The 25,356-nt window shown below is 63.0% G+C and carries 26 protein-coding genes; 14 read left to right on the forward strand and 12 right to left on the reverse strand.

From position 1 onward, the window contains the following. Nucleotides 1-21 precede the first annotated feature (21 nt). Nucleotides 22-1,320: an MFS transporter gene (locus P0D84_RS31935; RefSeq protein ID WP_179737837.1), complete on the reverse strand. Its 1,299-nt coding sequence runs from the start codon at nt 1,318-1,320 to the stop codon at nt 22-24. Between the two features lie 193 nt (nt 1,321-1,513). Here P0D84_RS31935 and P0D84_RS31940 point away from each other — a divergent pair, with 193 nt between their 5' ends. From P0D84_RS31940 to mdcH, 8 genes are read left to right on the forward strand one after another with little or no spacing between them, the layout of a single operon-like run. Then, entirely contained in the window at nt 1,514-2,287 is a 774-nt protein-coding gene (locus tag P0D84_RS31940) for a GntR family transcriptional regulator (protein ID WP_408343246.1), read from the forward strand. Nucleotides 2,288-2,295: 8 nt separating this feature from the next. After that, nucleotides 2,296-3,957, forward strand: a complete 1,662-nt coding sequence (gene mdcA / locus P0D84_RS31945; RefSeq protein WP_408343248.1) for a malonate decarboxylase subunit alpha — start codon at nt 2,296-2,298, stop codon at nt 3,955-3,957. Next, nucleotides 3,957-5,147, forward strand: a complete 1,191-nt coding sequence (locus P0D84_RS31950) for a triphosphoribosyl-dephospho-CoA synthase (protein ID WP_408343250.1) — start codon at nt 3,957-3,959, stop codon at nt 5,145-5,147. The genes mdcA and P0D84_RS31950 overlap by 1 nt, the downstream gene beginning before the upstream one ends. After that, nucleotides 5,135-5,449: a malonate decarboxylase subunit delta gene (locus P0D84_RS31955; protein WP_408343252.1), complete on the forward strand. Its 315-nt coding sequence runs from the start codon at nt 5,135-5,137 to the stop codon at nt 5,447-5,449. Before P0D84_RS31950 ends, P0D84_RS31955 begins: the two co-directional genes overlap by 13 nt. Then, the gene (locus tag P0D84_RS31960; RefSeq protein ID WP_408343254.1) at nt 5,446-6,345 is read left to right on the forward strand and encodes a biotin-independent malonate decarboxylase subunit beta; all 900 of its coding nucleotides are present in this window, start codon (nt 5,446-5,448) and stop codon (nt 6,343-6,345) included. Before P0D84_RS31955 ends, P0D84_RS31960 begins: the two co-directional genes overlap by 4 nt. After that, a complete protein-coding gene (gene mdcE / locus P0D84_RS31965; RefSeq protein ID WP_408343256.1) occupies nt 6,342-7,157 on the forward strand; it encodes a biotin-independent malonate decarboxylase subunit gamma in 816 nt (271 codons plus the stop codon). Before P0D84_RS31960 ends, mdcE begins: the two co-directional genes overlap by 4 nt. Further along, the gene (locus P0D84_RS31970) at nt 7,157-7,849 is read left to right on the forward strand and encodes a malonate decarboxylase holo-ACP synthase (RefSeq protein ID WP_408343258.1); all 693 of its coding nucleotides are present in this window, start codon (nt 7,157-7,159) and stop codon (nt 7,847-7,849) included. Before mdcE ends, P0D84_RS31970 begins: the two co-directional genes overlap by 1 nt. Next, nucleotides 7,849-8,781, forward strand: coding sequence for a malonate decarboxylase subunit epsilon (mdcH, locus tag P0D84_RS31975; protein ID WP_408343260.1), 933 nt, complete (start codon nt 7,849-7,851; stop codon nt 8,779-8,781). The genes P0D84_RS31970 and mdcH overlap by 1 nt, the downstream gene beginning before the upstream one ends. Before the next feature lie 94 nt (nt 8,782-8,875). Here mdcH and P0D84_RS31980 read toward each other — a convergent pair whose 3' ends face one another. The 3 genes from P0D84_RS31980 to P0D84_RS31990 form a co-directional block, all read right to left on the reverse strand. Further along, nucleotides 8,876-9,196 (reverse strand): type II toxin-antitoxin system PemK/MazF family toxin, encoded by a 321-nt coding sequence (locus P0D84_RS31980; RefSeq protein WP_408343262.1) that lies wholly within the window; start codon nt 9,194-9,196, stop codon nt 8,876-8,878. Then, nucleotides 9,190-9,438, reverse strand: coding sequence for an AbrB/MazE/SpoVT family DNA-binding domain-containing protein (locus P0D84_RS31985; RefSeq protein WP_063498748.1), 249 nt, complete (start codon nt 9,436-9,438; stop codon nt 9,190-9,192). Before P0D84_RS31985 ends, P0D84_RS31980 begins: the two co-directional genes overlap by 7 nt. A gap of 125 nt (nt 9,439-9,563) precedes the next feature. Further along, nucleotides 9,564-10,502, reverse strand: coding sequence for a LysR family transcriptional regulator (locus P0D84_RS31990; protein ID WP_408343265.1), 939 nt, complete (start codon nt 10,500-10,502; stop codon nt 9,564-9,566). A 175-nt stretch (nt 10,503-10,677) separates the two neighbouring features. Between P0D84_RS31990 and P0D84_RS31995 the strand changes: the two genes are divergently transcribed. Next, entirely contained in the window at nt 10,678-11,457 is a 780-nt protein-coding gene (locus P0D84_RS31995; RefSeq protein ID WP_408343267.1) for a putative hydro-lyase, read from the forward strand. A gap of 78 nt (nt 11,458-11,535) precedes the next feature. Then, entirely contained in the window at nt 11,536-12,837 is a 1,302-nt protein-coding gene (locus tag P0D84_RS32000) for an MFS transporter (protein ID WP_408343269.1), read from the forward strand. A gap of 22 nt (nt 12,838-12,859) precedes the next feature. On the opposite strand, the gene yjfF is transcribed toward P0D84_RS32000, so the two are convergent. From yjfF to P0D84_RS32025, 5 genes are all read right to left on the reverse strand, one after another. Further along, nucleotides 12,860-13,960 carry a galactofuranose ABC transporter, permease protein YjfF gene (gene yjfF, locus P0D84_RS32005; protein ID WP_408343271.1) on the reverse strand — a complete coding sequence of 367 codons (1,101 nt, stop codon included), beginning with the start codon at nt 13,958-13,960 and terminating at the stop codon, nt 12,860-12,862. Next, nucleotides 13,957-14,988 carry an ABC transporter permease gene (locus P0D84_RS32010; protein ID WP_408343273.1) on the reverse strand — a complete coding sequence of 344 codons (1,032 nt, stop codon included), beginning with the start codon at nt 14,986-14,988 and terminating at the stop codon, nt 13,957-13,959. Before P0D84_RS32010 ends, yjfF begins: the two co-directional genes overlap by 4 nt. Further along, on the reverse strand, nt 14,985-16,610 hold the full coding sequence (locus P0D84_RS32015) for a sugar ABC transporter ATP-binding protein (protein ID WP_408343275.1): 1,626 nt from the start codon (nt 16,608-16,610) through the stop codon (nt 14,985-14,987). Before P0D84_RS32015 ends, P0D84_RS32010 begins: the two co-directional genes overlap by 4 nt. A gap of 222 nt (nt 16,611-16,832) precedes the next feature. Beyond that, nucleotides 16,833-17,819: an ABC transporter substrate-binding protein gene (locus P0D84_RS32020; RefSeq protein ID WP_408343277.1), complete on the reverse strand. Its 987-nt coding sequence runs from the start codon at nt 17,817-17,819 to the stop codon at nt 16,833-16,835. A 251-nt stretch (nt 17,820-18,070) separates the two neighbouring features. Beyond that, entirely contained in the window at nt 18,071-18,676 is a 606-nt protein-coding gene (locus P0D84_RS32025) for an alpha-ketoglutarate-dependent dioxygenase AlkB family protein (protein ID WP_408343279.1), read from the reverse strand. Nucleotides 18,677-18,820: 144 nt separating this feature from the next. On the opposite strand from P0D84_RS32025, the gene P0D84_RS32030 reads away from it, so the two are divergent. Beyond that, nucleotides 18,821-19,405, forward strand: a complete 585-nt coding sequence (locus tag P0D84_RS32030; protein ID WP_408343281.1) for a malonic semialdehyde reductase — start codon at nt 18,821-18,823, stop codon at nt 19,403-19,405. Nucleotides 19,406-19,428: 23 nt separating this feature from the next. On the opposite strand, the gene P0D84_RS32035 is transcribed toward P0D84_RS32030, so the two are convergent. After that, nucleotides 19,429-19,758 carry a hypothetical protein gene (locus tag P0D84_RS32035; protein ID WP_408343283.1) on the reverse strand — a complete coding sequence of 110 codons (330 nt, stop codon included), beginning with the start codon at nt 19,756-19,758 and terminating at the stop codon, nt 19,429-19,431. A gap of 367 nt (nt 19,759-20,125) precedes the next feature. Here P0D84_RS32035 and P0D84_RS32040 point away from each other — a divergent pair, with 367 nt between their 5' ends. Continuing rightward, on the forward strand, nt 20,126-21,289 hold the full coding sequence (locus tag P0D84_RS32040) for a metallophosphoesterase (protein ID WP_408343285.1): 1,164 nt from the start codon (nt 20,126-20,128) through the stop codon (nt 21,287-21,289). A 133-nt stretch (nt 21,290-21,422) separates the two neighbouring features. Here the strand turns inward: P0D84_RS32040 and P0D84_RS32045 are convergent, their stop codons facing one another. Beyond that, nucleotides 21,423-21,944, reverse strand: a complete 522-nt coding sequence (locus tag P0D84_RS32045; protein WP_408343287.1) for a hypothetical protein — start codon at nt 21,942-21,944, stop codon at nt 21,423-21,425. 662 nt (nt 21,945-22,606) lie between these two features. Between P0D84_RS32045 and P0D84_RS32050 the strand changes: the two genes are divergently transcribed. Further along, nucleotides 22,607-23,314 (forward strand): MgtC/SapB family protein, encoded by a 708-nt coding sequence (locus P0D84_RS32050; protein ID WP_408343289.1) that lies wholly within the window; start codon nt 22,607-22,609, stop codon nt 23,312-23,314. Nucleotides 23,315-23,478: 164 nt separating this feature from the next. Further along, nucleotides 23,479-23,733 carry a GlsB/YeaQ/YmgE family stress response membrane protein gene (locus P0D84_RS32055; RefSeq protein ID WP_028197420.1) on the forward strand — a complete coding sequence of 85 codons (255 nt, stop codon included), beginning with the start codon at nt 23,479-23,481 and terminating at the stop codon, nt 23,731-23,733. 65 nt (nt 23,734-23,798) lie between these two features. Here the strand turns inward: P0D84_RS32055 and scpC are convergent, their stop codons facing one another. Beyond that, a complete protein-coding gene (gene scpC, locus P0D84_RS32060; RefSeq protein WP_408343291.1) occupies nt 23,799-25,313 on the reverse strand; it encodes a succinyl-CoA:acetate CoA-transferase ScpC in 1,515 nt (504 codons plus the stop codon). Nucleotides 25,314-25,356 lie beyond the last annotated feature (43 nt).

Below are 25,356 nucleotides of genomic sequence, written 5' to 3' on the forward strand. Positions count from 1 at the left end.
CACTCAGCCAAACGGCCAATCTCACTGCGGCAACACCTCCCCTTTGGTCTCCGGCGCAAATGGAATCACGAACAAACCGACGATGAATGCGAGCGCCGTCAACGCCACCGGCACCCCGAGCGTATGCATATGCAACACGGCCGCGCCCAGCAGAAAGTTGACACCGGCACCGACAAACCGCCCGAACGATGTGCAGAACGCAAACGCCGTCGCCCGTACGCGGGTCTCGAACTGCTCAGGCAGCCACAAACTGAACAGCGCGAAATTGCCGCCAAAGAAACCCAGCACAAAGAGCCACGCAATAAACGGCGCGAGCCCGTTCGGTAGATAAAACGCCCAGCCGAAACTGCCCACGATCGACACCGCCATGCCGATAAAGTAAATCGCCAGCGTCTTTTTGCGGCCGATGCGTTCAGCCAGCGGCGGCAGCGCAAGACAACCGAGAATCGTCGCAATCGACAGCAGTCCGGTGGCCAGCGACGCTGTCCTGATCGCATCGTTCTTCGCCATGCCTGCCTTCGTCGCGAGCTGGATCACCGCCGACGGCTCGTACACCGCGCCTGCCCACAAACCGATGATCGCGATCGTCAGCAGAATGCAGGCGACCCAGGTGCGACGCCGATACATCGGCCCAAGGATTTCGCGCAGCGGTTTGGCGCGCACGGTGCTCGCTTCCGCCTTCTCCCACTTTTCCGATTCCTTCACCCGCAGCAGCACCAGAATCGCGACCACGACCGGCACCGCGCCGGTCAGGAACATCGCGCGCCAGCCGTAATGCACGCCGATCGTGTAGTTGAGCGCCGCAGCCAGAAAGAAGCCGGCGTAGTAGCCCGTTTGCAGATAACCGGCGCCCATTTTGCGGCGATCTTCCGGCCACGCTTCAGCGACGTACGTCCCCGCCAACGCCCACTCGCCGCCAATGCCGACCCCGGCAATGAAACGATAGATGGCGAGCTCCCACACGTTGTGCGAGGTCGCGGCAAGTCCCGTGAAAATGGCAAACGTGAAAATGGTGCCCGCCAACACCTTGGTGCGGCCGAAGCGGTCCGCCAGCGGCCCCCAGATGAACGACAGCCCCCAGCCGACCAGAAACAGCGCGAACAGAATCGAACCGGCGAGGCCGACATTCGCGGGCGTTGCCGCATAGCCCGAACGCGGCAGCAGCTCGGTCAACGCCGGCGTCAACACGAGTGCGTAAATGAACGAGTCCATCCCGTCGAGGGTCCAGCCGGCCCACGCTCCCCAAAATCCGGCGATTTGCGAACGATTGAGCGGCGTACGGCGCCGCGCGACCGGCGTGCGGTCGGTTAGTGAATTCATCATGCTCCTCCGGCCCTACAGTTGATGTACTGGCTTACTTGCCTGACATAAAGGCAACGACGAGATGGCGCGCTTCTGGGTGAACCGATATGCCTCGTATGACGTTGAATAGGCACCGCAGGCCGCCGGTGCTGAAAATTTCCGGGTTTGCCCCGCTGTAACACGCGCATTTTTATATATAATATTTGATCTTATGAGCGACGCAATAGATGGTTTTCCCCTGGACGCCCCGGCGCGCAGCCCGCTTTTACCCGCGGCGGCGCCGCGTGAGAGCACGTCCCGCTTGATTGCGGAGGCGCTGCGCGCGGCGATTGTCGACGGTACGCTGGCGCCTGGTGCGCCGCTGCGGCAGGACGCAATCGCGCGGCATTTCTCCGTCAGCGCAATTCCTGTGCGTGAAGCCTTGCGCCAGCTCGAAAGCGAGGGCTGGGCGAGAGCCGCCGTGCATAAAGGTGCCACCGTCGCGCCGTTGTCGGCGGACGAAGCGCGCGAAATCTACGAGATTCGCTCCGCGCTGGAGAGTCTCGCCATCGGCCTCGCGATTCCGGATCACACCGCCGCCACGCTGCGCGAATGCGCCCGCCTCTGCCGCGCCGCCGAGCGCGAGTCGAATCCGTCGTTGTACGTCGCGCGCAATGTGGCGTTCCATATGAGCCTGTATGCGCCCGCCGCCCGCCCGCAGCTCGAGGATATGATCGGCACACTGCATCGGCGCGGCGAACGGTATCTGCGCCTGAAGTTCGGCTTGCCGTCGTACAAGGGCGAATCGGACAATGAACACGCCGCCTTGCTCGACGCTGTACAACGCCGTGATATTCCTGCTGCACAGTCTCTGGTCGTCACGCATCTGCTCGGCACCGGCGACCTGCTTCATCGTTTCCTGACCGAACGCGCGCAGGCGGAAGCCGCGCTTGCGAATCAACCCAAGCCGCGCGCCAGACGCACGCGCACCACCAGTGGGAGCTGAATCCGCCGATGAACCGACCCGCCGAAGCATCCCCCACCGCCCGTTCCTGGACCACGCGTCGCGACGAGAAGAACCGTCGCCTCGCGGCCATCGCGCCGTGGCTGGAAGACGGCATCCTGCCGACAAACCGTATCGTCGATGCGCTCGAAACGCTGATCCAGCCAGGCGAGCGCGTCGCACTCGAAGGCGACAATCAGAAACAGGCCGACTTTCTGTCCCGTTCGCTCGCCAGGGTCGATCCGCAAAAGATTCACGACGTGCATCTGCTGATTTCGAGCATCGGCCGTCCCGAGCATCTGACGCTGTTCGAGCGCGGCATCGCGCACAAGGTCGATTTCTCGTTTGCCGGGCCGCAGAGTTTGCGGGTCGCGCAGTTGCTCGAAGACGGCCAGCTGGAAATTGGCGCGATCTATACATACGTCGAGTTGTACGCGCGGATGTTTGTCGATCTGACGCCGCACGTCGCGCTGCTGTGCGCGGAAAAAGCCGACCGTCACGGCAATCTGTACACCGGCCCGAACACCGAGGACACGCCGACCATCGCCGAGGCCGCCGCGTTCCGGCATGGCATCGTGATCGTGCAGGTCAACGAGATCGTCGATGAATTGCCGCGTGTCGATATTCCGGGTTCGTGGGTGGACGTAGTCGTGCAGGCGGACACGCCCTTCGCCGTCGAACCTTTGTTCACGCGCGACCCACGGCATATCGGCGACTTGCAGGTGCTCACCGCGATGATGGTGATTCGGGGCATCTACGAGCCCTATGGCGTGAGCTCGCTGAATCACGGTATCGGCTTCGATACCGCGGCGATCGAATTGCTGCTGCCCACTTACGGCGAATCGCTCGGCCTGAAAGGCAAGATCTGCCGCAACTGGACGCTCAATCCGCATCCCACCATGATCCCCGCGATCGAATCGGGCTGGGTCGACAGCATTCATTGCTTCGGCAGCGAAGTCGGCATGGAGGCGTATATCGAGGCGCGCCCCGACGTATTCTTCACGGGCAATGACGGCAGCCTGCGCTCGAACCGCGTGCTGTGCCAGCTGGCGGGTCAATACGGCGTCGACCTGTTTATTGGTTCGACCTTGCAGATCGACGCGGACGCGAATTCGTCGACGGTTACGCGCGGCCGCCTCGCCGGTTTCGGCGGTGCGCCGAACATGGGTCACGATCCGCGCGGCCGGCGTCATTCGAGCGAAGCGTGGCTCAAGCTGCTGAAGGATCAGGGCCCGGTCTCGCGTGGGCACAAGCTGGTCGTACAGATGGCCGAGACCTACAAGAAAGGCGGCGAGCCGACCTTCGTCGATGAACTCGATGCAGTTGCCGTCGGCGCGAAGAGCGGCATGCCGATCGCGCCCGTGATGATCTACGGCGACGACGTGAGCCATGTCGTCACCGAGGAAGGCATTGCGTATCTGCATAAAGCCGAAGGCATCGACGAGCGGCGTGCGGCGTTGGCAGCGGTGGCCGGCGTGACGCCGATCGGGCTGCGCGCCAGGCCGGAGAAGACGGCCGAGTTGCGCCGGCGCGGCGTTGTCGCGTATCCGGAAGATCTCGGTATTCGACGTGGCGAAGCCAAGCGCTCGCTGCTGGCGGCACGCAGCATCGATGACCTGGTGACGTGGTCGGGCGGATTGTACGAGCCGCCGGCGCGCTTCAGGAGCTGGTGATGATGGGCTCGCGCGAAGCTTTGCTCGAGCGTGCCGTCAGCGCTGCGGTCACGGCACAGCCGGGCCTGTCCGACGTCCAGCTCGCCTGTTACGCGGTCAACGCGCTGATCGAAGAAGCGCAACTCACGCCGAAACCCGCGCTGGTCGACCGGCGCGGCAGCGGTGCGCATCGCGACCTCGATCTCGCCACCATGCTGCGCTCGGCACATGCGCTCGAACCGGCCTTCGCGGCGCTCGCACGCACGGCGCGCCGCCGTGGCGAGCCATCCGCGCTTTTGCGCGCTGAACTCGCGCAGATCGGCCGCGCCGGCGAGCAGGCCATGCTGCATGCCACGGGCGGCAGCAACGCACATCGCGGCGCGATCTGGATCGTCGGCTTGCTGGTGGCCGGTGCCTCGATGCGAAGCGGCTTCCTGGTGCCAGGCGGCTTCTCGGCGCCAGGCGGCGCTTCGGTGCCAAACGGTGCTTCGGTGCCAAACGGTGCTTCGGTGCCAAACGCTGCTTCGGTGCCAAACAGTGCCTCGGTGCCAAACGGTGCCTCGGTGCCAAACGGTGCCTCGGTGCCAAACGGTGCCTCGGTGCCAAACGGTGCCTCGACGCCATGCGGCGTCTCGGTGCCAAGCGGCGCATCTCTGTCAGCCGGTGCCTCGATGCGAGGCGTCTCTATGCCAGGCGCCACCACGCCTCTAAACGCGTCGCACATCTGCACGCTCGCAGCGCAAATTGCCTGCTTCCCGGATCGCTTCGCCGCGCCCGCCGATAGTCACGGCGAGCGCGCGCGGCAGCGCTATCAGGTAGGCGGAGCGCGCCGTGAGGCACAAGACGGTTTCCCGCACGTCATCGATATCGGTTTGCCCGCGTTGCTCGCGGCGCGAGCCGGCGGCGTCGACGAAAACGCCGCGCGCGTCGACGCCTTACTCTCGATCATGGCCTCGCTCGACGACACCTGCCTGCTGCATCGCGCGGGCTTGCCTGGCTTGCATGCCGCGCAACACGGCGCGCGCCGCGTGCTGCAAGCCGGCGGGAGCTCGACGCGGGACGGGCACGCCGCGCTCGCCGCACTCGAACACGAATTGCTGTCGCTTAACGCATCCCCTGGCGGCGCAGCCGATCTGCTCGCCGCCACCCTCTTTCTCGACATGCTGGCGCATCACGACGCCGGCGGGAGTTCAGCCTCATGGAACATCTGACCTTCGACTATCCGGCGCAACGCGCTGTCACGACCCGCGCGCATGTCGGCGTGGTCGGTTCGGGCGATCTGGAAGTGCTGCTGTCGCCTTCGGATAACGCTGGCGCGCTGGCCGCGCATGTGGTCGTACGTACCAGCGTCGACGGCTACAGCCACATCTGGAAGAGCGTGCTCGACCGCTTCTTCACGCGCTACGACGGCGCGGCGCAAATCGAAATCAACGACTTCGGCGCGACACCCGGCGTCGTGGCGCTGCGGCTCGCGGAAGCCATCGAAGCTGCAGAACAGGGAGGCGACGCATGAACACCGTCGACACCGCACGTCCCGCGCCCATGCTGCGCGAAAGCTTCATCGAACTGCCGGCGCGCGAACGCGCCCGCTCGCTGCTCGACGCGGGCACATTCCGCGAACTGCTCGGACCGTTCGACAAGATCGAGTCGCCGTGGCTGCCGCTGCAAGGTGTCGTCTGCCAGGCGGATGACGGCTGCGTGATCGCGCGCGGCACCATTGACGGCGAGCCGGCCGTGGTCGCCGCGATCGAGTCAGCGTTCCAGGGCGGCAGCATCGGCGAAGTGTCGGGCAGCAAGATCGCTGCCGCGCTCGAAATGGCCTTGCGCGACTGCGAGCGCGGCAAGCTCGTCCGCCCCGTCGTGCTGTTCGAAACCGGTGGCGTCAGGCTTCAGGAAGCCAATCTCGGCCTCGCGGTGATTGCCGAGATGCAGGCCGCGATCGTCGCGTTGCGCCGGCACGTGCCGGTGGTCGGCGTGATTGCGGGGATGGTCGGCTGTTTCGGCGGCATGTCGCTGGCGGCGGCGCTGTGCTCGTATCTCGTCGTGACAAAGCAAGGGCGGCTCGGCATGAACGGCCCCGAGGTGATCGAACAGGAAGCCGGCATCGAAGAACTCGACGCGAGCGATCGCCGCCGCGTGTGGCAATTGATCGGCGGCGAACAACGCGCGGCGACCGCGCTCGCCGATCAACTGGTCGACGACGATGCCAGCGCGGTGCACGCCGCCGTGCGCTCAGCATTCACGCAAGGCGTGCCGGCTGCGCATCGCAGCGAGCAGGTCGACACGTTCCTTGACCGGCTCGCGCGAATCGACCCGGCCAGCGTCACGCCGGAAACAATGCGTGATGTGTACAACCCGGGGTACAACCCGGCGTACAACCCATCTATCTCCGGCAAGGAGCAGGCATGAACGACACCACTCTCAGCCGCGGCGCGCGCTGGTTCCATGCCCTCGCCGGCGGGCCATCCGGCAACGCGCCAGTATGGAGCGGCGACGCGCCGCTCGGCGGCGAGACCGCGCGCTTCATTGCGGTCGTCCCCGACCCCGATAACCGCTTTCCGCGCGCGACCGATAACGTGGTCGGTCTCGAACAAGGCTGGCAGCTCGCGCGCGCTGTACGCGAGACCATTGCGCAGGACGCCACGAGCGGTACGCGCCGCCCGATCGTCGCGATCGTCGACGTCAAAAGCCAGGCGTACGGCTATCGCGAGGAAATGCTCGGCATTCACCTCGCCTGCGCTGCCGCGGTCGATGCCTATGCGTCGGCACGCGACGCCGGCCACCCGGTGATCGCGCTGATCGTCGGACCCGCCATGTCGGGCGCGTTCCTCGCGCACGGCTATCAGGCCAACCGGATCGTCGCACTCGACGCGCCCGGCACGATGGTCCACGCCATGGGCAAGGAAGCGGCCGCACGCGTCACGCGCCGCACCGTCGAAGCACTCGACGCGCTCGGCGAAACCATTGTGCCGATGTCGTACTCGATGACGTCGTTCGCCAAACTCGGCCTGCTCGATCAGTTGATCGAAGGCGTCGACGCCGATGCGCCGGATGCCGCGCAAATCGAGCACGTGCGTGAGGTGTTGACCGGGCAGATTCAAAGCACACGCGATGGCAAAACCGATCTGTCGCATCGTCTGGAATCAGCTGCGGCTCAAAAGAATCGCGCAGCGTCGATCGAAGTACGACGCCGTCTCGCCGAACAATGGGATGCCGTGTAATGCAGGTCTGCGCAGCGCCGCCGTTTGCAGCCGATCACGCGTTGTCGCGCGAGGCGCGCTGGCGGCCGCATGACCTGTTGCGCCTGCAGCGTTTGCGGCAGTTTGAGGGCGAACCGGCATGGGTTCGCGAGTCTTTCGAGCGCGCGCCCTATGCCGTGGTCAGACGCGCGCTGGCCGCCGACGGCTTCGTTGCGATCGGCTTGCGTGGCGTGGAGCGGTCGCAGCGCTACGGCACGTGGGCACATCTGGACGAGATTGAAACCGCCGTGCCGCCGGAAGCGCTAGCGCTCCGCAACCCGCTTGCAGAACGCAAAGCGTTGCCGGCTTTCGCGGCCCTCGCCACGTTACAAGGCGACACGACCGGCGCACTGGTTGAATTCGGCTGGGGACCGACCGGCAGCACAGGCTTCGAACTGGCCACTCAGGCACCCATGGTCACGCTCTCGAGCGACCTCGATCTGCTGATCCGCGCGGCGGAAAAACTCTCGCACGCGAGCGCCGTTCAATTGCTGAATTATCTGCAAACTATCGCGCAACGCGCCGGCATTCGCGTGGATGCGCAGCTGGAAACGCCCGCGGGCGGCGTTGCGCTGGCCGAGTGGGCCGCGCACAAAGCACGCGTGATGGTGCGCCACGCTCGCGGCCCGCAGCTCATTGCCGATCCGTGGGCACCTGTTCACGGCGATGCCTGATGCTTGCCCTTCTGTTTCCCGGCCAAGGCGCCCAGTCGGACGGATTCCTGCACAGTCTGCCCCAGCACCAGGCTGTGCGCGCAACACTCGACGAAGCGTCTCAGGTGCTCGGCATCGACGTACTCACTCTCGACACGCCAGATTCGCTGGGCTCGACCGTAGCCGTTCAGATTGGCTTGACGGTCGCGGGCGTGGCGATCACACGCGCACTGGCAGAGGAACAGCTCACGCCGGGGATTAGCGCGGGTTTGTCGGTGGGCGCGTATGCAGCGGCGGTCTGTTGCGGCGCGATTCGCTTTGAGGACGCGTTGAAGATGGTTCGCAAGCGCGCCGAGCTGATGGAAACGGCATACCCGTCCGGCTACGGTCTTGCGGTTGTATCGGGTTTGACCGAACACCAACTGGAAACACTCGCCGATCAGCACGCGGAGGCGAACAGTCAACGTGTGTATATCGGCAATGTGAATGCGCCACGTCAGATCGTTATGGCGGGTGCGAACGCCGCGCTGGACGCATTCATGGAGCGCGCGCTAGCGGCGGGCGCTCGCAAAGCCACCCGTCTCGCCGTGAGCGTGCCGTCGCATTGCGAACTGCTCGCCCATGCCACAGACGAGTTGCTTGTGTACGCACAGGATGTGCCTTTTCATGTGCCTCAAAGCACCTATATCGGCAATCGCGGCGGTCGGCCTTTGTACACGGCTCAAGCGATTCGCGACGATCTCGCGACCAATATGCGCTACACCGTGCGCTGGTTCGACGCGCTCACCGTCATGCAGGAAATGGGCGCCCGCGTGCTGATCGAAGCGCCGCCGGGCCAGGTGTTGACGGACATCACGCGTGATAATTTCCCGGACACCATCGCCCTTGCTGCGAGTACCTTCTCGTTCGACAGACTCGTGGCGACTGCCCGACGGCGCCTCGGAGCCGCTTGAACGCGTAGATTGAACGCCTGGATTGAGCACCCGGGTTAAGCACCCGGGTTAAGCCCCACTACGCCACCACTCGGCCTACGCCACCTGCCATCCTTCACTCGACGAAGATTTCCTGCAACGTAGACAACGCATTCGATAGCGCCGTATCCGATACGGCGCCGGCACGCTTCACAAGCCGCGTCTTGTCTACCGTGCGAATCTGGTCGAGCAGGATCAAACCTTTCTTGCGCAAGAAAGTGAGCGGGACGCGAAACGGCGCCGCTCGGCCGGCTGTGGTCATTGGCGCGACGATCACCGTGCGCAGGTGATCGTGCAATTCGCCCGGCGAAACAATTACGCATGGACGCGTTTTCTGAATCTCGCTGCCGACGGTTGGATCCAGCGCGACAAGCCAGACTTCGCCGCGCGCTACCACTCGAGCCCCGCGTCATCGGCATTGGGAAACTCGCCCATCACCAGCGCGTCGTCTTTGGACGCCGCCAACGAACGGCTCGCGTCGGCCCACCCCGCACGCGCTTTTTTTTGCGGACGCCGTATCACGAGGGCGTTCCCTTCTACTTGCATATCCACTTCGTCCTCCAGCCCAAGTTGGGTCAAGATAGGTTTCGGAATCAGTACACCATGGGAGTTACCCATTCTGCGGATGGTCGTTTTCATGGCAGCACCTGGACTGGAATCCTAAAGGGTAGGCATTTAAAAGTAAACACAATGTTATTACAGTGTAGCACGGCAAATGGCATAAGACGAATGACGCGTTTTCCGTGCCTTGTTGATTGCTCGCCTCACCGCCTCTCAATCAACTGCCGCCCCCTCGCCTTCGCATACTGATCACACGCGCTGCGCGCGACGCGTGAGGCCGCCAGCACGCCGACGTCGGCGTCGTCGCGGTAATACATCGCAACGTCGATCGGCGGCGGCAGCGGACGCACCTGCAATTGCCCCAGTTCACCGCTGCTCAGGAAAGGCTCGACGAACAGCGCCGGCACCGCCGCAACCCCATAGCCATCGCGCAACAGTTTCACGATCACTGCCACCGACGGCATGCAGGTCACCTGAGTGTCCGCAAGCGGCACACCGGCGCGCTTCGCGAGCGTCTCCACGATCGCCTCCACGGCGACCTGTGGCGCGGTGCCACGGCCGAACGTCAGCACGGGTTTCTGCAATACCGTCTGCACATGTTTCGCGCGGCTCGCCGGAATCAGATCGTTGCGCGCGATCCAGCGCACCGGATAACTCGCCAGCAAAGTCGAGACAATCGACGCTTCCTGCTCACCGGTTTCCTCCACCTGAATGACGAGATCCAGCTCGCCCGCGCGCAGCCGGGGCCCAAGCACGGCGCTCGAGTCGACGCTCAGGTCTACGACGATGCGGTTGTACTCGGCGTTCAGCATGCGGATGTAGTCCGGCAGCCAGCTATGCACCACCGTTTCGATGACGCCGAGCCGCAGCCGCTTGGTCACCTGGGTTTCGTCCTGCGCGGCCAGTTGCAGCGAGCGCGTGGCCTGCACCACCGAGCGCGCATGCGCGAGCAGCCGTTCGCCATGCGCCGTAAGTTGAAACTCAGCGGCGTCGCGCTCGATCAACTCGACGCCCAACTCGGCTTCGAGCGTTTTGATGCGCAGCGAAATCGCCGCGGGCGTCGCGTGCATGGCGGCAGCGGTCGCTCGAAAACTGCCTAGACGAGCGAGCGTCAGAAACGTTTCGACAAAGCGGGTATTCATTGCATCAGCTCCCCCAACAGCATTCCCGAAGGCATTCGATCATCACCGCAAAAGCACCACGGTGCTGTTAAGTTTAATTTAACGAAACGCAAGAATAACTCGCTGGATGGATATTTTTGACGTTACTAATCTGGCTTCCATCAGTCACCCGGACCTAGCTGGAGTCGAGCCGTTCATGTCCTACACACCATCCGAGTTTCGTCAGCAGATTCGCAGCCGCCGCCTGTCCGGGCCGACGGCGGGCTACTGCGGCGACTATGCGCAAGCCAACCTCGCCATCCTGCCCAGGCAATACGCTGACGACTTCCTGCGTTTCTGCACGCTCAATCCGAAGGCTTGCCCGTTGCTCGGCATCGGCGAACCCGGAGATTGGCGTGTCCCGTCGCTCGGTGCCGATCTCGACATACGCAATGACGTCCCCGCGTTTTACGTGTACCGCCACGGCGAACGTGCCGAGGAGGTGCATAGTCTCGACGAACTGTGGCGCGACGACCTGGTGGTGTTCGCGATCGGTTGCTCGTTTTCGTTCGAGGAGATGTTGCGGCGCGAAGGCATTCCACTGCGCCATATCGAACAGCAGGTCAACGTGCCGATGTATCGAACGCGCGAACCCAACGTGCGCGCTGGCGTGTTCGGCGGCAACCGCGTGGTCTCGATGCGGCCGATGAAAGCCGCCGACGCGATCCGCGCCATCCAGATCACCAGCCGTTTTCCCGCGGTACATGGCGCGCCGGTTCATATCGGCGATCCCTCGCTGATCGGCATTCGCGATATCACGCGGCCCGATTTCGGCGACGCGGTAGAAGTGCGCAGCGACGAGTTGCCCGTGTTCTGGGCCTGTGGCGTCACACCGCAAGCCGCAATAGAAAGCGCGCGCTTGCCGTTTGCGATCGCGCACAAACCGGGACACATGCTCGTCACCGACATCCCCAACACCACGCTGGCGGTCCTCTAGCCGCGGCGCTTTATCCACTTATCCCAACCACGAGCCGCGCGGCAAGACGCGGCCGCTGACTACGACCGGAGCCCAGACATGAAAACCGAAGCGCAATTGACCGCGGACGCCGAGTGCTACGACGCGCCCGGCACAGGGAAAGGACCGTTCGCGTGGTATCGGCAGAGTTCCGCCGGCGAGAAGCGTGCATTCTGGAGTTGCAAGATCGGCTACGTGCTCGACGCAATGGACACGCAATTCCTGAGCTTCGTGATTCCGACGCTGATTGCGACATGGGGCATCACGCGCGGCGACGCCGGTCTCATCGGCACCGTCACGCTGCTGAGTTCGGCACTCGGCGGCTGGGCGGCCGGCGTGCTGTCCGATCGCATCGGCCGGGTGAAGACCTTGCAGATCACGATCCTCTGGTTCGCGGTGTTCACGCTGGCTTGCGCGCTGGCGCAGAACTTTTCGCAGTTGCTGTGGGCGCGCGGACTGATGGGACTCGGCTTCGGCGGCGAATGGACGGCGGGCGCAGTGCTGATCGGCGAAGTGATCCGTCCGCGTGACCGCGGCAAGGCGGTCGGTCTGGTGCAGGCAGGCTGGGCGATCGGCTGGGGCGTGTCGACGCTGCTGTTCATGGCCGTCTTTTCATGGATACCGGCCGATTACGCGTGGCGCGTGCTGTTCGCAATCGGTATTGCGCCGGCGCCGTTCGTGATCTGGATCCGCCGCTTCGTCGAAGAGCCGGAGGTACATCGGCAGCAGAAAGAAGCGCAAGCCGCCGCGCACACGCGCCCTTCGCTGCTCGACATCTTCCGCGGCGATATCGTCTGGACGACGCTGCGCGCGTCCATTCTCGCGACCGGCGTGCAAGGCGGCTACTACGCGGTGACCACATGGCTGCCGACATATCTGAAAACCGAGCGGCATCTGAGCGTGATCGGCACCGGCAGCTATCTGGGCGTGGTGATCGTCGGTTCGTACTGCGGGTATCTGGCGGGCGCTTACGTCAGCGACACAATCGGCCGCAAGCGCGCCTTCATCGCGTTCGCGCTGGCCTCATGTGCGATCGCGTTGATCTACACGCAACTGCCGCTCGATAACCTCACCATGCTCGTGCTCGGTTTCCCGCTCGGCTTCTGCGCGTCCGGCATTTTCTCGGGGATGGGCGCGTTTCTCACCGAGCTGTTTCCAACCCGCATTCGCGGCTCCGGCCAAGGCTTCTGCTACAACTTCGGGCGCGCGGTCGGCGCGACGTTTCCGTTCCTGATCGGCTACGTCTCGCAGACCATGACGCTCGGCCACGCGATCGGTGGATTCGCCGCCGCGGCCTACGGTGTCGTGATCCTTGCCGCGCTGACGTTGCCGGAGACCAAAGGACGCGAACTCAACGCTTGAGCCGCGTCACTGCCCCTTCGCGCTACAGCGCCTGCTCCGGTGCGCGTCCGATCACATGTGAATCAGGTGCCGCTGCCGTGTCGCCTCGCCCATGCTCGCGGCCCGGCGTCACGACAGCACCCGTGCCACCGGGACGCCGCACCGATTTTGCATGGCGCTCGATCAGCCGTTGCAGCAGGCAGAACGCGCACAGCAACGCGCCGATCACGATGCGGGTCCACCACGAACTGAGCGTGCCGTCGAAAGTAATCAGCGCCTGGATCGTGCCGAGAATGCCGACGCCGAACAGCGAGCCGATCACATAGCCGACACCGCCCGTCAGCAAGGTACCGCCGATCACCGTCGCTGCGATCGCATCGAGTTCCATGCCCTGCCCTTGCAGGCCATAGCCCGATAGCACATAGAACGTGAACACCGCGCCACCGAGGGCCGAGCAGAACCCGCTCAACGCATACACGCCGATTCGCGTACGCGCGACCGGCAAGCCCATCAGCAACGCCGAGCGCGGATTGCCGCCAACTGCATAGACATTGCGGCCAAAGCGGGTGAAGTGCGCGACGTAGATCGCCGCGACAAGCGTGACGAGGGCGATCAACACATTGGCCGTCACCGAACCGACGCCAAGGTTGAGGCGAAACGCGGAAATCTTCTGGAACGTCGGATCGTTGATGGTGATCGACTGCGTCGTGATCAGAAAGCACAAGCCACGCGCGAAGAACATGCCGGCCAGCGTGACGATGAACGCCTGCAAACGGAAGAAATGAATCAGCGCGCCCTGTACCGCGCCGAACACCGTGCCCATCAGCAACACGATCGGCACGATCAGCCAGACCGGCCAATGCAGATGTTCGGACAGCACCGCTTCGACGATGGTGGTCAGCGCCACCACCGAGCCCACCGACAGATCGATCCCGCCGGACACGATCACGAACGTCATACCGATCGCGACGATCAGCAGGAAGGCGTTGTCCACCAGCAGATCGAGCAGCACTTGCCACGAGAAAAAGCCGGTGTACATCACCGAGCCGAAACCGAACAGCGCGCAAAACAACAGAATGGTGACGGCGATCGGCAGCGTGCGCGGATCGACGATATGGGCCCAGGCTTCGAGGAGTCGTCTCATCGCGCCACCCCGCGCTGCGTGAAGAGCGACATGGCGAGTGCGCGCGCCGAGGGCGACTGGATCACGCTCACCGCGAGCACCACGGCCGCCTTGACGACGAGCGTCGCTTCCGGCGGTACGCCGATCGAATAGGTCGTGTAGGTGAGCGTCTGGATGATCAGCGCGCCCAGCACGGTACCTGTCAGACTGAAACGGCCGCCGAGAAGCGACGTGCCGCCGAGCGTCACCGCGAGAATCGCATCGAGTTCGAGCAGCAGCCCGGCATTATTGCCATCCGCGCTGCGCACGTTCGAGCTGATGAGGATGCCCGCCATCGCGGCCGTCAATCCCGAGAAGCCGTACACCGCGAATACCAGCGCTTTCGAGCGCAGGCCGACGAGACGCGTCGCCACCGGATTGACGCCGATCGCGCGAATGAAGAGCCCGAGCGCCGTGCCTTCAACGAGCGCTGCGGTGGCCAGCACGGCCACGCTCGCGATCCACACGGAGCACGGCACGCCAAGCCAATAACCGCCGCCGACGAACAGATAGCCCGCTGCGCCGATTGGAATGATCTGCCCCGCCGTCAACAATTGCGCGATGCCACGGCCGGCGACCATCAGGATCAACGTGGCGATGATCGGCTGCATGCCGACGAACGACACCAACAGCCCATTCCACATGCCGCTCAACACGCCGACGATCAACGCCGCAACCAGGGCCTGCGCGATCAACCCGGCGCCCGGCTCCGTTTGCGTCGCGAGGATCGTGGCGGCGGCGGCACCGGCAATCGCGACCACCGCGCCAACCGAAATATCGATGCCGCGTGTCGCGATCACCAGTGTCATGCCGGTGGCGACCAGCACCAGCGGCGCCGCGCGATTCAGGACGTCGATCGGCGCGCCGAACAGATGGCCATCGAGCATCCTTAAAGAAAGAAAATGCGGATTCACCCACAGGTTCAGGACGCACAACAGCACCAGCGTGACGCACGGCCAGATCAGCGGACGTTCCGCGCCATCGCGCGCGAACCAGTTCGATAGCTTCATTCGCCGCTCCCCGCGATGAGTCGATAAATGTTGTCTTCGTTCGAAGCCTTGCCGGCCACTTCAGCGATCTTGCGGCGGTCGCGCAGCACCGCCACGCGATGACTGACGCGCAGCACCTCGCTGATCTCCGACGAAATGAACAGGATGCCCAAACCGTTCGCGCACAGCGCCAGCAAGCGGTCCATGATGTCGAACTTGGCGGCGACGTCGATGCCGCGGGTGGGTTCGTCGAGAATCAGCAGCCTGGGATCGGTGGCGAGCCAGCGCGCCAGCAACGCCTTTTGCTGATTGCCGCCGGAGAGCAGCCCGATCGGCTGTTCGGCGTCCGTCGCCTTGATGCCGAGGCGCTCGATCCACATGTCCGCGATTTCATGCGCGCGATGCCGTTTGATCTTGCGCCACCAGCCGCGCCGCGCCTGCAACGCCAGCAGAATGTTCTCGCGGATCGACAGTTCGGCGACGATGCCCTCTTTCTTGCGGTCCTCCGCGCAGTAGCCAATGCCGTGACGCACGGCGTCCCGCGGTGAACGCAGCCGCACAGGCCGGCCTTCGACCAGGATGGTGCCGCTGTCGGCGCGGTCCGCTCCGAACAGCAACCGCGCGGTCTCCGTGCGGCCCGAGCCTAGCAGGCCGGCAAGGCCCAGGATCTGGCCCGGCTGCACGTCGAGGTCGATCGGCTGCAGGGTGCCGCGCCGTCCGACGCCGCGCAGTTGGACGAACGGCTGAACGGACTGCTTGCTCTGCGGTCCTTCGTGCGCGGTGTGCCCGTCATGCGCCGCTTCGCGCAAGCGCGCGCTCATGCGTTCGTGACCGACCATCTTCGCGACCAGTTGATCGGCCGGCAGATCGCGTGCGAGGTACTCGCCTTCACGTTCGCCGTTGCGCATCACCGTGATGCGATCGGAGATCGCATACGTCTGCTCGATAAAATGCGTGACAAACAGAATGGCGATACCCGATTGCTTAAGATGACGAAGTATTTTGAAAAGCTGGGCCACTTCTCCGTCGTCGAGGCTGGAGGTCGGCTCGTCGAGGATCAGCACGCGTGCATCGACCGACAACGCTCTGGCGATCGCCACCATCTGCTGCACGGCGATCGGATAGGCGTCGAGCGAGCGGGTGACGTCGAGTGTCACGTCGAGACGAAGAAGCGCGGCCTGCGCGCGGCGCTTGATGTCGGGCCAATCGATCGCGCCAAAACGCTTTGGCTGCCGGCCGGCAAAGATGTTCTCCGCCACCGAGAGGTTCGGGCATAGGTTCACTTCCTGATACAGCGTGCGCACGCCGGCCGCTTCCGCCTCCTGCGGCGAAGCGAACGCCACGATCTCGCCGCCCAGGCGAATCGTGCCGGCGTCGGGCGCGACTACGCCGGTCAGCACGTTGATCAGGGTGGATTTGCCGGCGCCGTTCTGCCCCATCAGCGTGTGGATTTCACCGGGAAACAGACGGAAGTCGACTCGCTGCAGCGCTTTCACGCCCGGGAACGTCTTGCTGACACCGGCGGTGGCCAGAATGGGCTCGAGTGCACTCGAGGCGGCGCCGGCGCGAGCGTCGCCTGTAATGGCTCCATGGGTATGAGTGCCAGCGGCCGGCGGATTCGGTTCAGAAGCGGGATGCGTCATAGACCTCGCTCAATCGGCGGTGCGTTGGTCGGGTGGGCACAGGCAGGCCAGCTTGGGCGCGACCTGACTCAGCGGAAAAGAGACCGCCCGCTGCCGAAGCAGCCGGGCGGTCAGGCACCACTGGAGAAACCCCTGCGATCTGTCCGTACTGCTTTTATCCTGCGACCATTGTATGGATAGCTAACCAGTTAGCCGCCAGACTCGGCATCAAGACCGTCCGCCTCAGTACTTGCGCGTCGGCAGAGTCTGCGCCGCGACGCTCATCGGGAAGACGGTCTCTTCCGTCAGGATACGCTTGGGCAACGGCTTGCCGGCCACCACGTCCTTGACCGCCGACATCAGTTGCGGTCCCAGCAACGGGCTGCACTCCACGTCGACGTTCATCTTGCCCGCGGCCATCGCCTGGAAGCCGCCCTTGGTCGCGTCGAACGAGACGACGACGATGTCCTTGCCCGGATGCATGCCGGCCTCTTCCATCGCCTGGATGGCACCGAGCGCCATATCGTCGTTATGCGCATAAACTACATTTATTTTATTTCCATAAGTTTTTATAAACGCTTCCATCACCTGCTTGCCGCCGGCAAGCGTGAAGTCGCCGCTTTGTGACGCAATGATCTTGAATTTGGGATCGCTTTTGATCACTTCAATCAGGCCGGAATGCCGGTCGTTGGCAGGTGCCGAGCCGACCGTTCCCTGAAGTTCCGCGATGTTGACGGGACCTGGCTCATTTTTGTAGTGATCTGCGAGCCAATGACCACCGCGCCTGCCCTCTTCCATGAAGTCCGAGCCGATCATCGTCACGTACAAAGACGTGTCTTTCACATCGATGTTGCGGTCGGTCAGGATCACCGGAATCTTTGCGGCTTTAGCTTCGCGCAGTACCGGCTCCCAGCCGGATTCGACGACCGGAGAGAATGCGATCACATCGACTTTCTGCGCGATGTAGGAGCGGATCGCCTTGATCTGGTTTTCCTGCTTTTGCTGGCCGTCGGAGAATTTGAGTTTGATCTTCGCATCCGCGGCCGCTGATTTCACTGACTCGGTGTTGGCGGTTCGCCATGCGCTTTCGGCGCCGACCTGCGCGAAGCCGAGCGTGATCTGTTTGTCCTGCGCGTAAGCACCCGGCGTTGTCAGCGCCAGAGCGCCGATGCTCGAGCAAAGCGCGAGCGCGCCCAACGCACGACATGCGGCGCGTCGTGTATTCGCCATGACTGTCTCCTGATCGTTGTTGTGTAGGCGACCCATCGAATCCGCCCAGCGCTTGCGGCTCTTACGGCGCGTGGATCGTGATGTAGCGTAGTGTCTGGGGCGTTAACCGTCCAATCATATGATTCGCGCCGGCCATACCAATTTCGGTATCGTGGGCGGTATCGGCTGTGCCGTGGGCGTAGGCGATGCAGTGGGGTTCGCCTGGGCGCGAACGACGACGGAGCGCGACGTTGGGCGTGCTTCTTATGTGCTTACGTGCTCGGCGTGGCTTCGCGCGGCGTCACCCACCGAAACGTCAGATTGATTCGCTCTCCGGCCACCCGCGGCTCCTTCGGCACGCGATGCCGCCAGTCGGCCTGCGTGTCACCCTTCATCACCAGCAGGCTGCCGCCCTTCAGCGAAAACGACTGCACGACGCCGGTCTTGTTGTGCCGCAAATCGAATGTGCGCGCCACGCCCAGGCTGATTGACGCAATCACCGGCCGAGCGCCGAGCTCGAGCTCGCGGTCGGCATGCCAGCCCATGCTGTCGGTGCCACTGCGATAGCGGTTGATCAGCACGCTATTAAAGCGCGCGTGGCAAGCTGCCTCGGCAGCGGCCCGCAGTTCGGCGACGGTCGGGGTCCACGATTGCGGCAAGTTGCGAATTCCGGAGTAGACGTAGACCGCGTCCGGCTCGCCCTGCCAGGCAGTCAGCCGCGGCAGCGGCACACGGCCGGCAGGCGTGCCCATCATGTCCTGACGCCATTCGACTTCGTCGATGAGTTGTTTTAAAGCGTGCGCTGCGGTCGCGGGCGCGAGCCACTCGGGATACCAGTCCACGTCCGGCGCCGGAAGGTCATCGAAAAGGTCCGCCATGAGATTACCTGAATGCGATTGCGCACGCGATACATGCGCGATTGAGAACCCTGGCTATTATGGCGGCAACAACGATGTCGCTCACGCCTATGGTTTGCGCTTTCATCCTGCTCTCTCACTCTGCTACTTCAAAGGAGCCCCACCATGATTCTGTCCGATCAGGCGCTCGATCAGCTGTTTCGCGAAGCGCGCACACATAACGGCTGGCAGGCCAAACCGGTCGACGACGCCGTGCTCAGGCAACTCACCCAGCTCGTGCTGCTCGGGCCGACCTCGGCCAATTCGAGCCCCGGCCGCTTCGTCTACGTGAAAACGCCCGAAAGCAAAGAGAAGCTGCGTCCTGCCCTGTCGGCGGGCAATCTCGAGAAAACGATGGCGGCGCCGGTGACGGTGATCGTCGGGATGGACATGGCGTTTTACGAGCATCTGCCGAAACTGTTCCCGCATGCCGACGCGCGCAGCTGGTTCGCCGGTAACGACAAGGTGATCGCGGATACCGCTTTTCGCAATTCGACGCTGCAAGGCGGCTATCTGATTCTCGCAGCCCGCGCGCTCGGTCTGGACACCGGCGCGATGTCGGGCTTCGACGCCGCCAAGGTCGACGAGGCCTTCTTCGCCGGCACGAGCGTGAGGTCCAACTTCTTGATCAATCTGGGCTACGGTGACCCGTCGAAGCTATTCCCGCGCAGCCCGCGCTTATCCTTCGACGAAGCGGCCCGGATTGTCTGACAGGCCAATGGCCGCCGGTGCGTTTATCTGAAGAGCGCCACGTAGAACACCACCGCGCCGATCAACGCACCGATGAAGCAGAAGCCTTCCTCGGCCTCATCGCCATTGGAACGCAACCACGCGCCGACGACGCCGAACAGCCCCGCGATGCCAAGCGCAACGCATACCATCACCACGTAAAATAACGCGCTTTTGCCCAGCTCGGAGAAGTCGATGTCGCGCACGCCGAAGTACAAGGCGAGCGCCATCAGCGATATGCCCACCAGCGGCAGCATCACGTGGACGCCCTCTGGTCCGACGTGATGCGTGTGATGTCCGTGGCGTACGTGATTGCCTGATCCAAGCAGTTTCATGATGCGTCTCCTGCCTCGCCCTCTACCGGCGACAAACGAACCATCGTGGGGCCGCGACGGCCTTCGGACAAACCGGTTCTATTTGAGAATAGTCCACGCGGAACACAATTCAAAGCCCATTTAATTAGCATGTCACGGCAATTCAGCCGGGCTGCGGCAGACGGGCGAATTGCTGCAATGCGACACTCGCCTGCCGCGTCAAACCTGCACGTGTTCGGCAACCCGGTGTGAGCCAAATTGGTGCCGTCGGCACGCGGTTGCACATCTCGGTAGAATGGTTCGGCTCGTCCACTATTTCAGGGTTGCGGTTGGCGAGCCACCGCCGTCTTTTCACTCGAGCCGGCCCCTTCCCGCCTCTATCCTCTCTATGCGCCGCACATCGTTTCTTGTTCGCTTCATCCTGATTGGCATCCTGCTGCATATCTACGTCGGCTTTCGTCTGCTTCCCGACATGCCGTTTGGTGGCGCAGCCCGCTGGCTGTGCGCGTTGTGGCTGGTGCTGTCGATTTTTCTGATTCCGCTCGGCATGCTGGCGCGCACCATCAAGCAGCAACCGCTCAGCGACAGGCTCGCGTGGGTCGGCCTACTGGCGATGGGTTTCTTCTCATCGCTGCTGGTCCTGACATTCGCGCGCGACCTGGCGCTCGCTTCGCTGCTCACCGTCGATGCCATCTGGCCGAACACGATTGCCATTGCGCACTGGCGTACCGGCTCAGCGGCAGCGGTACCGTTGCTTGCGCTGCTCTCTACACTCGTCGGCCTGTTCAACGCACGGCGCCGTGCCAAGATCGTGACGATCGATATACCGATCGACGATTTGCCGGCGGCGCTCGACGGCTTCACGATCGTCCAGATCAGCGATATCCACGTCGGCCCGACTATCAAAGGCCGTTATGTGGACGCAATCGTCGACGCGGTGAATCGGTTGAAGCCAGATCTGATTGCTGTCACCGGCGATGTGGTGGACGGCAGCGTGCCGCAACTGACGAGGCATACGCAGCCGCTGTCGCGGCTCAGTGCGCGCCACGGCGCGTTCCTCGTGACCGGCAACCACGAGTATTACGCCGGCGCGAACGCCTGGATCGACGAGTTCCGGCGCCTCGGGTTGACCGTTTTGCTCAACGAGCATGTGGTCGTCGAACATGACGGCGCTCGCGCCGTGATCGCCGGAGTAACCGATTTTTCGGCAGGCCATCATGACCCGCTGCATCGCAGCGACCCCATCGCGGCCCTTGCCGGCGCGCCTGGCGACGTGCTGATCAAAGTACTGCTCGCGCACCAGCCGCGCTCAGCCGAAGCGGCCGCAGCGGCGGGTTTCACGCTGCAACTATCCGGCCACACGCATGGCGGCCAGTTCTTCCCGTGGAATTTCTTTGTGCGCTTTCAGCAACCGTTCACGGCAGGTCTCGCACGGTTGAATGGCCTATGGGTCTACACGAGTCGCGGCACGGGCTATTGGGGACCGCCGAAACGCCTGGGGGCTCCTTCGGAAATCACGCGATTGCGTCTCGTGCCCGGCGAGCCCGACTGAAGCGTCGAAGCGGACGCCCAATATCGCCCCGCCGAAGTCATATCGGATTGCGCAATAAAAAGCGCGGAGGTCCGCAAAGGACCTCCGCGCTCCGGCGCTGACGCGCCGCTTCAGTTGACAAGTGTTACTGCGATTACTGCGCGGGCGCCACGGCCACGCTGACCTGCGGTGCGTACGCCACCGACACTTGCATACCGGGCATCACACCAGCGACCTTTGCTGGCTCGCGTCCCTGAATATGAAACACCGCGCCATTGGGGCTCTTCAAGGCCATGATGCCGGAAGCGTGGTCGATGGCCTGAACTTCGGCCGTCACGTTCTGCGCGGTGTTCTGCTGTACCGGTTGAGCAGCCGTGTGGCCGTCGGCACCGCGCGTCACGCTGACCATGGCGTTGCGCATCATCCGGATATGCACCTTGCCACCCTGCCTGATCTGCGCCAGGTTGCTCGTCTCGGTGATGTTGAACGAAGCTTCACCGCCCTGTGCGTCGAGCACGGTCACCGAATGTTTAGCCTGATCGACAAACTTGACGACACCGTCTGCCTGCAGCGTGCTGCTGCCTTCAAACGGCGCGGGTAGACCGGCGGCGAACGACACGAACGGAGCAGCAGCAATCAATGCACCGGCAATGATGCCAGGAGCTTTATTTTTCATACATTCCTCAATTGGGGTGAACAGCGGAAAAAAGACGATGTTGTGCGGATCGGATGCGCCTGCAAGGGCGCCAGGATAACCGAACGATTGCCAGCGAAACCGTGAGAAGTGAAACGCGAATCGAGCGCCGAATCGCAAAGCATGTTTCAAAGTGTGCGAACAGTGTGTTTTCCGGGATGAATATCGTCAATATTCGGAGTCCGTATTTATGCGAGGAAAATACTGATCCTGTCGCGGGAAATTCCGCAAGCATCTGTACGTGGTCTCCGCCGCCCTGCTTCATCCCCGCTTGACTTAACTTTGCAGAGCTGCCTAAAATTCGCCCAATTCATTTAACCGGAATCACGATCTTGGACAGCAGCAGTCGTACCAGTCGAGCTTCGATTCGCCCGTTCGCCTGATCGGCAAGATTTCCGCGCCAGCCTTTGCCTGTCGCCGTCTTGCCTTTGGGCCCGACGGTGCACGTCGTTTATATCCTCGTACTACCCGTGAAGTGCCGCATGGCTCGATGCCTTGCGCGTGCTTCATGACTTTTGCGCCGCGAGCCCTGGCTCGCTTGCCTCGCCACACCTGAGCGCGCCCGCGTTCCCCCCTGCGGACACGTGGTGCTGTCACGCGTGGGGTTCACACTGTGCGAACACGCGCCCTAACCTTTCTTACCGATGACAATTGAATTCGTCTGGCGGCTCTTTGCCGCCTTCAGCTGCGGCGTCGCGATCGGCCTCGAACGGCAGATGCGCCAGCGCAACGCAGGCCTGCGCACCATCACGCTGGTCGCGAGCGGCGCGTGCCTGTTCGTCACACTCGGCGTGCTCACCGGCAACGGCACCGCCGGCATCACGCAGATTGCCGCGTATGTCGTTTCAGGCGTCGGCTTTCTCGGCGGCGGCGTGATCATGCGCGACAAGGGATCCATCCAGGGAATCAACACCGCCGCGACCTTGTGGTGCTCGGCGGCGGTCGGCGTATTGTGCGGTGCGGGTCATTACGGACCGGCGCTCGCCGGCACCGCCGTCGTGCTGTTGACCAATACGGTGCTGCGTGAAGTGAGCCGTACGATCAACGCGACACCCGTTTCAAACGCCGACCTGGTGCGTGAATATGTGCTGACGATCGTATGCCGCGAGGCTGACGAGATCCACATTCGTACCGCAGTATCCAACTCGATGTATTCGACACCGCTGTCGTTCCAAAGCCTGACGAGCGAAGACGTGGAAGGTGACACGGGACGCATTCGCGTTACAGCAACATTAAAGCTGCATCCGAAAGATCAGCCGAAGCTGGAACAGATGGCAAGCCGCATCAGCATGGAAAAGAGCGTATCGAGCGTCAGTTGGACCGCGAGAGAAGCGGAGCCGACGCCGGAGTGAGTCGCCACGCGTAAGCTCCCCCCGTATTCGCGCGCATCGTCTACACTTAGCTTGCAATAGATTTAGACAATGTTAATTCAGCGTCCTGAATATGGACTGTCCCATAACCTTCGACTAAGCTCTGTCACCGTGAATTTTTCACACTCAACCATGGAGTCTCGATTATGGAACACGGCATCATTGCATGGCTCATCATCGGCGCGATCGCCGGCTGGCTGGCTGGCGTGCTTGTCAAGGGCGGCGGCTTCGGTCTGATCGTCGACATCATCGTCGGGATTGTCGGTGCGTTCATCGGCGGCTGGCTTGCCGGCGTGCTGCACATTTCGCTCGGCGGCGGCTGGATCGGTTCGATCATTACCGCTGTGATCGGCGCCGTCATTCTGCTGTTTCTTATCCGGCTTGTTCGGCGCGGTACCTGAGCGTAGCACCTGATGTCTTACGGCGTCGGGGGTAAATGCCGCCTGACGCCGGTTTTATCTGAAGTTTAGAGAAGCGCTTGCACTGTCGGCAACATCGAGCCGGTGTCACGCAGCCGCATATGCCAGGCGAAAGCCTGGTCCAACTGATGCGGCGTTTGCCCACCCCATTGCGAGGCGTCCCGATAATAGTCGCGAAGCAGATCGCGATAGAGCGGATGTGCGCAGTTCTCAATGATCAACATCGCGCGTTCTCGTGGCGCGAGGCCGCGCAGGTCGGCCAAGCCCTGCTCCGTTACGACCACGTCCACATCGTGTTCGTTGTGATCGCAGTGCGGGACCATCGGCACGACACTTGAGATGCGGCCGCCCTTCGCCATCGACTTCGTCGCGAAGATCGCGCATGACGCATTGCGTGCAAAATCGCCCGAACCACCGATGCCGTTCATCATGTGCGTGCCGCCCACGTGGGTGGAATTCACATTGCCATAGATGTCGAACTCCAATGCGGTATTCAACGCGATCAAACCAAGCCGGCGAATCACTTCAGGATGGTTGCTCACCTCCTGCGGACGCAGCACCAGGCGATCGCGATAGCGCTCGAGTTCGCCGAACACCTGCGCCTGACGCGCGGCCGACAACGTGATCGATGCACCCGAGGCGAACGTCACCTTGCCGGCGTCCATCAGATCGAAGGTCGAATCCTGCAGTACTTCTGAGTAAATCTCGAACGCGCCGAAGGGCGAATCGGCGAAGCCGGCCAGCACCGCATTGGCAATCGTGCCGATACCCGCCTGCAACGGCGGCAAGTGTCGGGGCATGCGCCCGCGCGACACTTCGTGTTGGAAAAACTCAATCAGATGGCCTGCGATCAATTCGGTTTCCGGATCCGCAGGCAGTACCGTGGACGGACTGTCCGCCTTATCGGTAATCACGATCGCCGCGATTTTGTCGAGCGGAATCTCGATGGCCTGCGCGCCGACACGATCTTGCGGACGCACGATCGGCAGCGGATCGCGATTCGGTCTGCGGCCCGGAATCCAGATGTCGTGCAGCCCTTCGAGAGCGAGCGGCTGGGCGAGATTGATTTCGACGATGACCTTGTCGGCGAGGATCGCGAAGCTGGCCGAGTTACCGACTGAAGTGGTCGGCACGATGCCACCGGTTTCGGTGATCGCGGCAGCTTCGATAATGGCGACGTCGAGTTTGCCGAGTTGATTTGCGCGCAACATCTCGACGGTTTCGGACAAATGCTGATCGACGAACATGACTTCGCCGCGATTGATCGCATCGCGCAAGGTCTTGTCGACCTGAAACGGCAAGCGGCGCGCTAACACATGCGCCTCGGTGAGCATGCGATCCACGTCATGGCCAAGCGATGCGCCGGTCATCAACGTAATTTGCAGCGGCTTGCCTTCCTGACGAACCCGCTCGGCGAGTGCGACAGGGACAGCTTTGGCGTCGCCCGCGCGCGTAAAGCCGCTGGCGCCGACGTGCATGCCGTCCTGAATCAGAAGCGCCGCCTCGGCGGCTGAAGTGATTTTTCCGCGGAGCGCGGAGCAACGAATCCGGTCTTGATACATGAAACTGAGTCTCTCCATAGTCACCAGTCCGGTCTACCGGTGC

Source organism: Paraburkholderia sp. RL17-337-BIB-A (genome assembly GCF_046025895.1).
In the GTDB taxonomy this organism is placed as follows: domain Bacteria; phylum Pseudomonadota; class Gammaproteobacteria; order Burkholderiales; family Burkholderiaceae; genus Paraburkholderia; species Paraburkholderia fungorum_C.

Coding starts and splice junctions, on each gene's coding strand:
- P0D84_RS31935 (WP_179737837.1), bottom strand. CDS start 1,320: ATGAATTCACTAACCGACCGCACGCCGGTCGCGCGGCGCCGTACGCCG.
- P0D84_RS31940 (WP_408343246.1), top strand. CDS start 1,514: ATGAGCGACGCAATAGATGGTTTTCCCCTGGACGCCCCGGCGCGCAGC.
- mdcA (WP_408343248.1), top strand. CDS start 2,296: ATGAACCGACCCGCCGAAGCATCCCCCACCGCCCGTTCCTGGACCACG.
- P0D84_RS31950 (WP_408343250.1), top strand. CDS start 3,957: ATGATGGGCTCGCGCGAAGCTTTGCTCGAGCGTGCCGTCAGCGCTGCG.
- P0D84_RS31955 (WP_408343252.1), top strand. CDS start 5,135: ATGGAACATCTGACCTTCGACTATCCGGCGCAACGCGCTGTCACGACC.
- P0D84_RS31960 (WP_408343254.1), top strand. CDS start 5,446: ATGAACACCGTCGACACCGCACGTCCCGCGCCCATGCTGCGCGAAAGC.
- mdcE (WP_408343256.1), top strand. CDS start 6,342: ATGAACGACACCACTCTCAGCCGCGGCGCGCGCTGGTTCCATGCCCTC.
- P0D84_RS31970 (WP_408343258.1), top strand. CDS start 7,157: ATGCAGGTCTGCGCAGCGCCGCCGTTTGCAGCCGATCACGCGTTGTCG.
- mdcH (WP_408343260.1), top strand. CDS start 7,849: ATGCTTGCCCTTCTGTTTCCCGGCCAAGGCGCCCAGTCGGACGGATTC.
- P0D84_RS31985 (WP_063498748.1), bottom strand. CDS start 9,438: ATGAAAACGACCATCCGCAGAATGGGTAACTCCCATGGTGTACTGATT.
- P0D84_RS31990 (WP_408343265.1), bottom strand. CDS start 10,502: ATGAATACCCGCTTTGTCGAAACGTTTCTGACGCTCGCTCGTCTAGGC.
- P0D84_RS31995 (WP_408343267.1), top strand. CDS start 10,678: ATGTCCTACACACCATCCGAGTTTCGTCAGCAGATTCGCAGCCGCCGC.
- P0D84_RS32000 (WP_408343269.1), top strand. CDS start 11,536: ATGAAAACCGAAGCGCAATTGACCGCGGACGCCGAGTGCTACGACGCG.
- yjfF (WP_408343271.1), bottom strand. CDS start 13,960: ATGAGACGACTCCTCGAAGCCTGGGCCCATATCGTCGATCCGCGCACG.
- P0D84_RS32010 (WP_408343273.1), bottom strand. CDS start 14,988: ATGAAGCTATCGAACTGGTTCGCGCGCGATGGCGCGGAACGTCCGCTG.
- P0D84_RS32015 (WP_408343275.1), bottom strand. CDS start 16,610: ATGACGCATCCCGCTTCTGAACCGAATCCGCCGGCCGCTGGCACTCAT.
- P0D84_RS32020 (WP_408343277.1), bottom strand. CDS start 17,819: ATGGCGAATACACGACGCGCCGCATGTCGTGCGTTGGGCGCGCTCGCG.
- P0D84_RS32025 (WP_408343279.1), bottom strand. CDS start 18,676: ATGGCGGACCTTTTCGATGACCTTCCGGCGCCGGACGTGGACTGGTAT.
- P0D84_RS32030 (WP_408343281.1), top strand. CDS start 18,821: ATGATTCTGTCCGATCAGGCGCTCGATCAGCTGTTTCGCGAAGCGCGC.
- P0D84_RS32035 (WP_408343283.1), bottom strand. CDS start 19,758: ATGAAACTGCTTGGATCAGGCAATCACGTACGCCACGGACATCACACG.
- P0D84_RS32040 (WP_408343285.1), top strand. CDS start 20,126: ATGCGCCGCACATCGTTTCTTGTTCGCTTCATCCTGATTGGCATCCTG.
- P0D84_RS32045 (WP_408343287.1), bottom strand. CDS start 21,944: ATGAAAAATAAAGCTCCTGGCATCATTGCCGGTGCATTGATTGCTGCT.
- P0D84_RS32050 (WP_408343289.1), top strand. CDS start 22,607: ATGACAATTGAATTCGTCTGGCGGCTCTTTGCCGCCTTCAGCTGCGGC.
- P0D84_RS32055 (WP_028197420.1), top strand. CDS start 23,479: ATGGAACACGGCATCATTGCATGGCTCATCATCGGCGCGATCGCCGGC.
- scpC (WP_408343291.1), bottom strand. CDS start 25,313: ATGTATCAAGACCGGATTCGTTGCTCCGCGCTCCGCGGAAAAATCACT.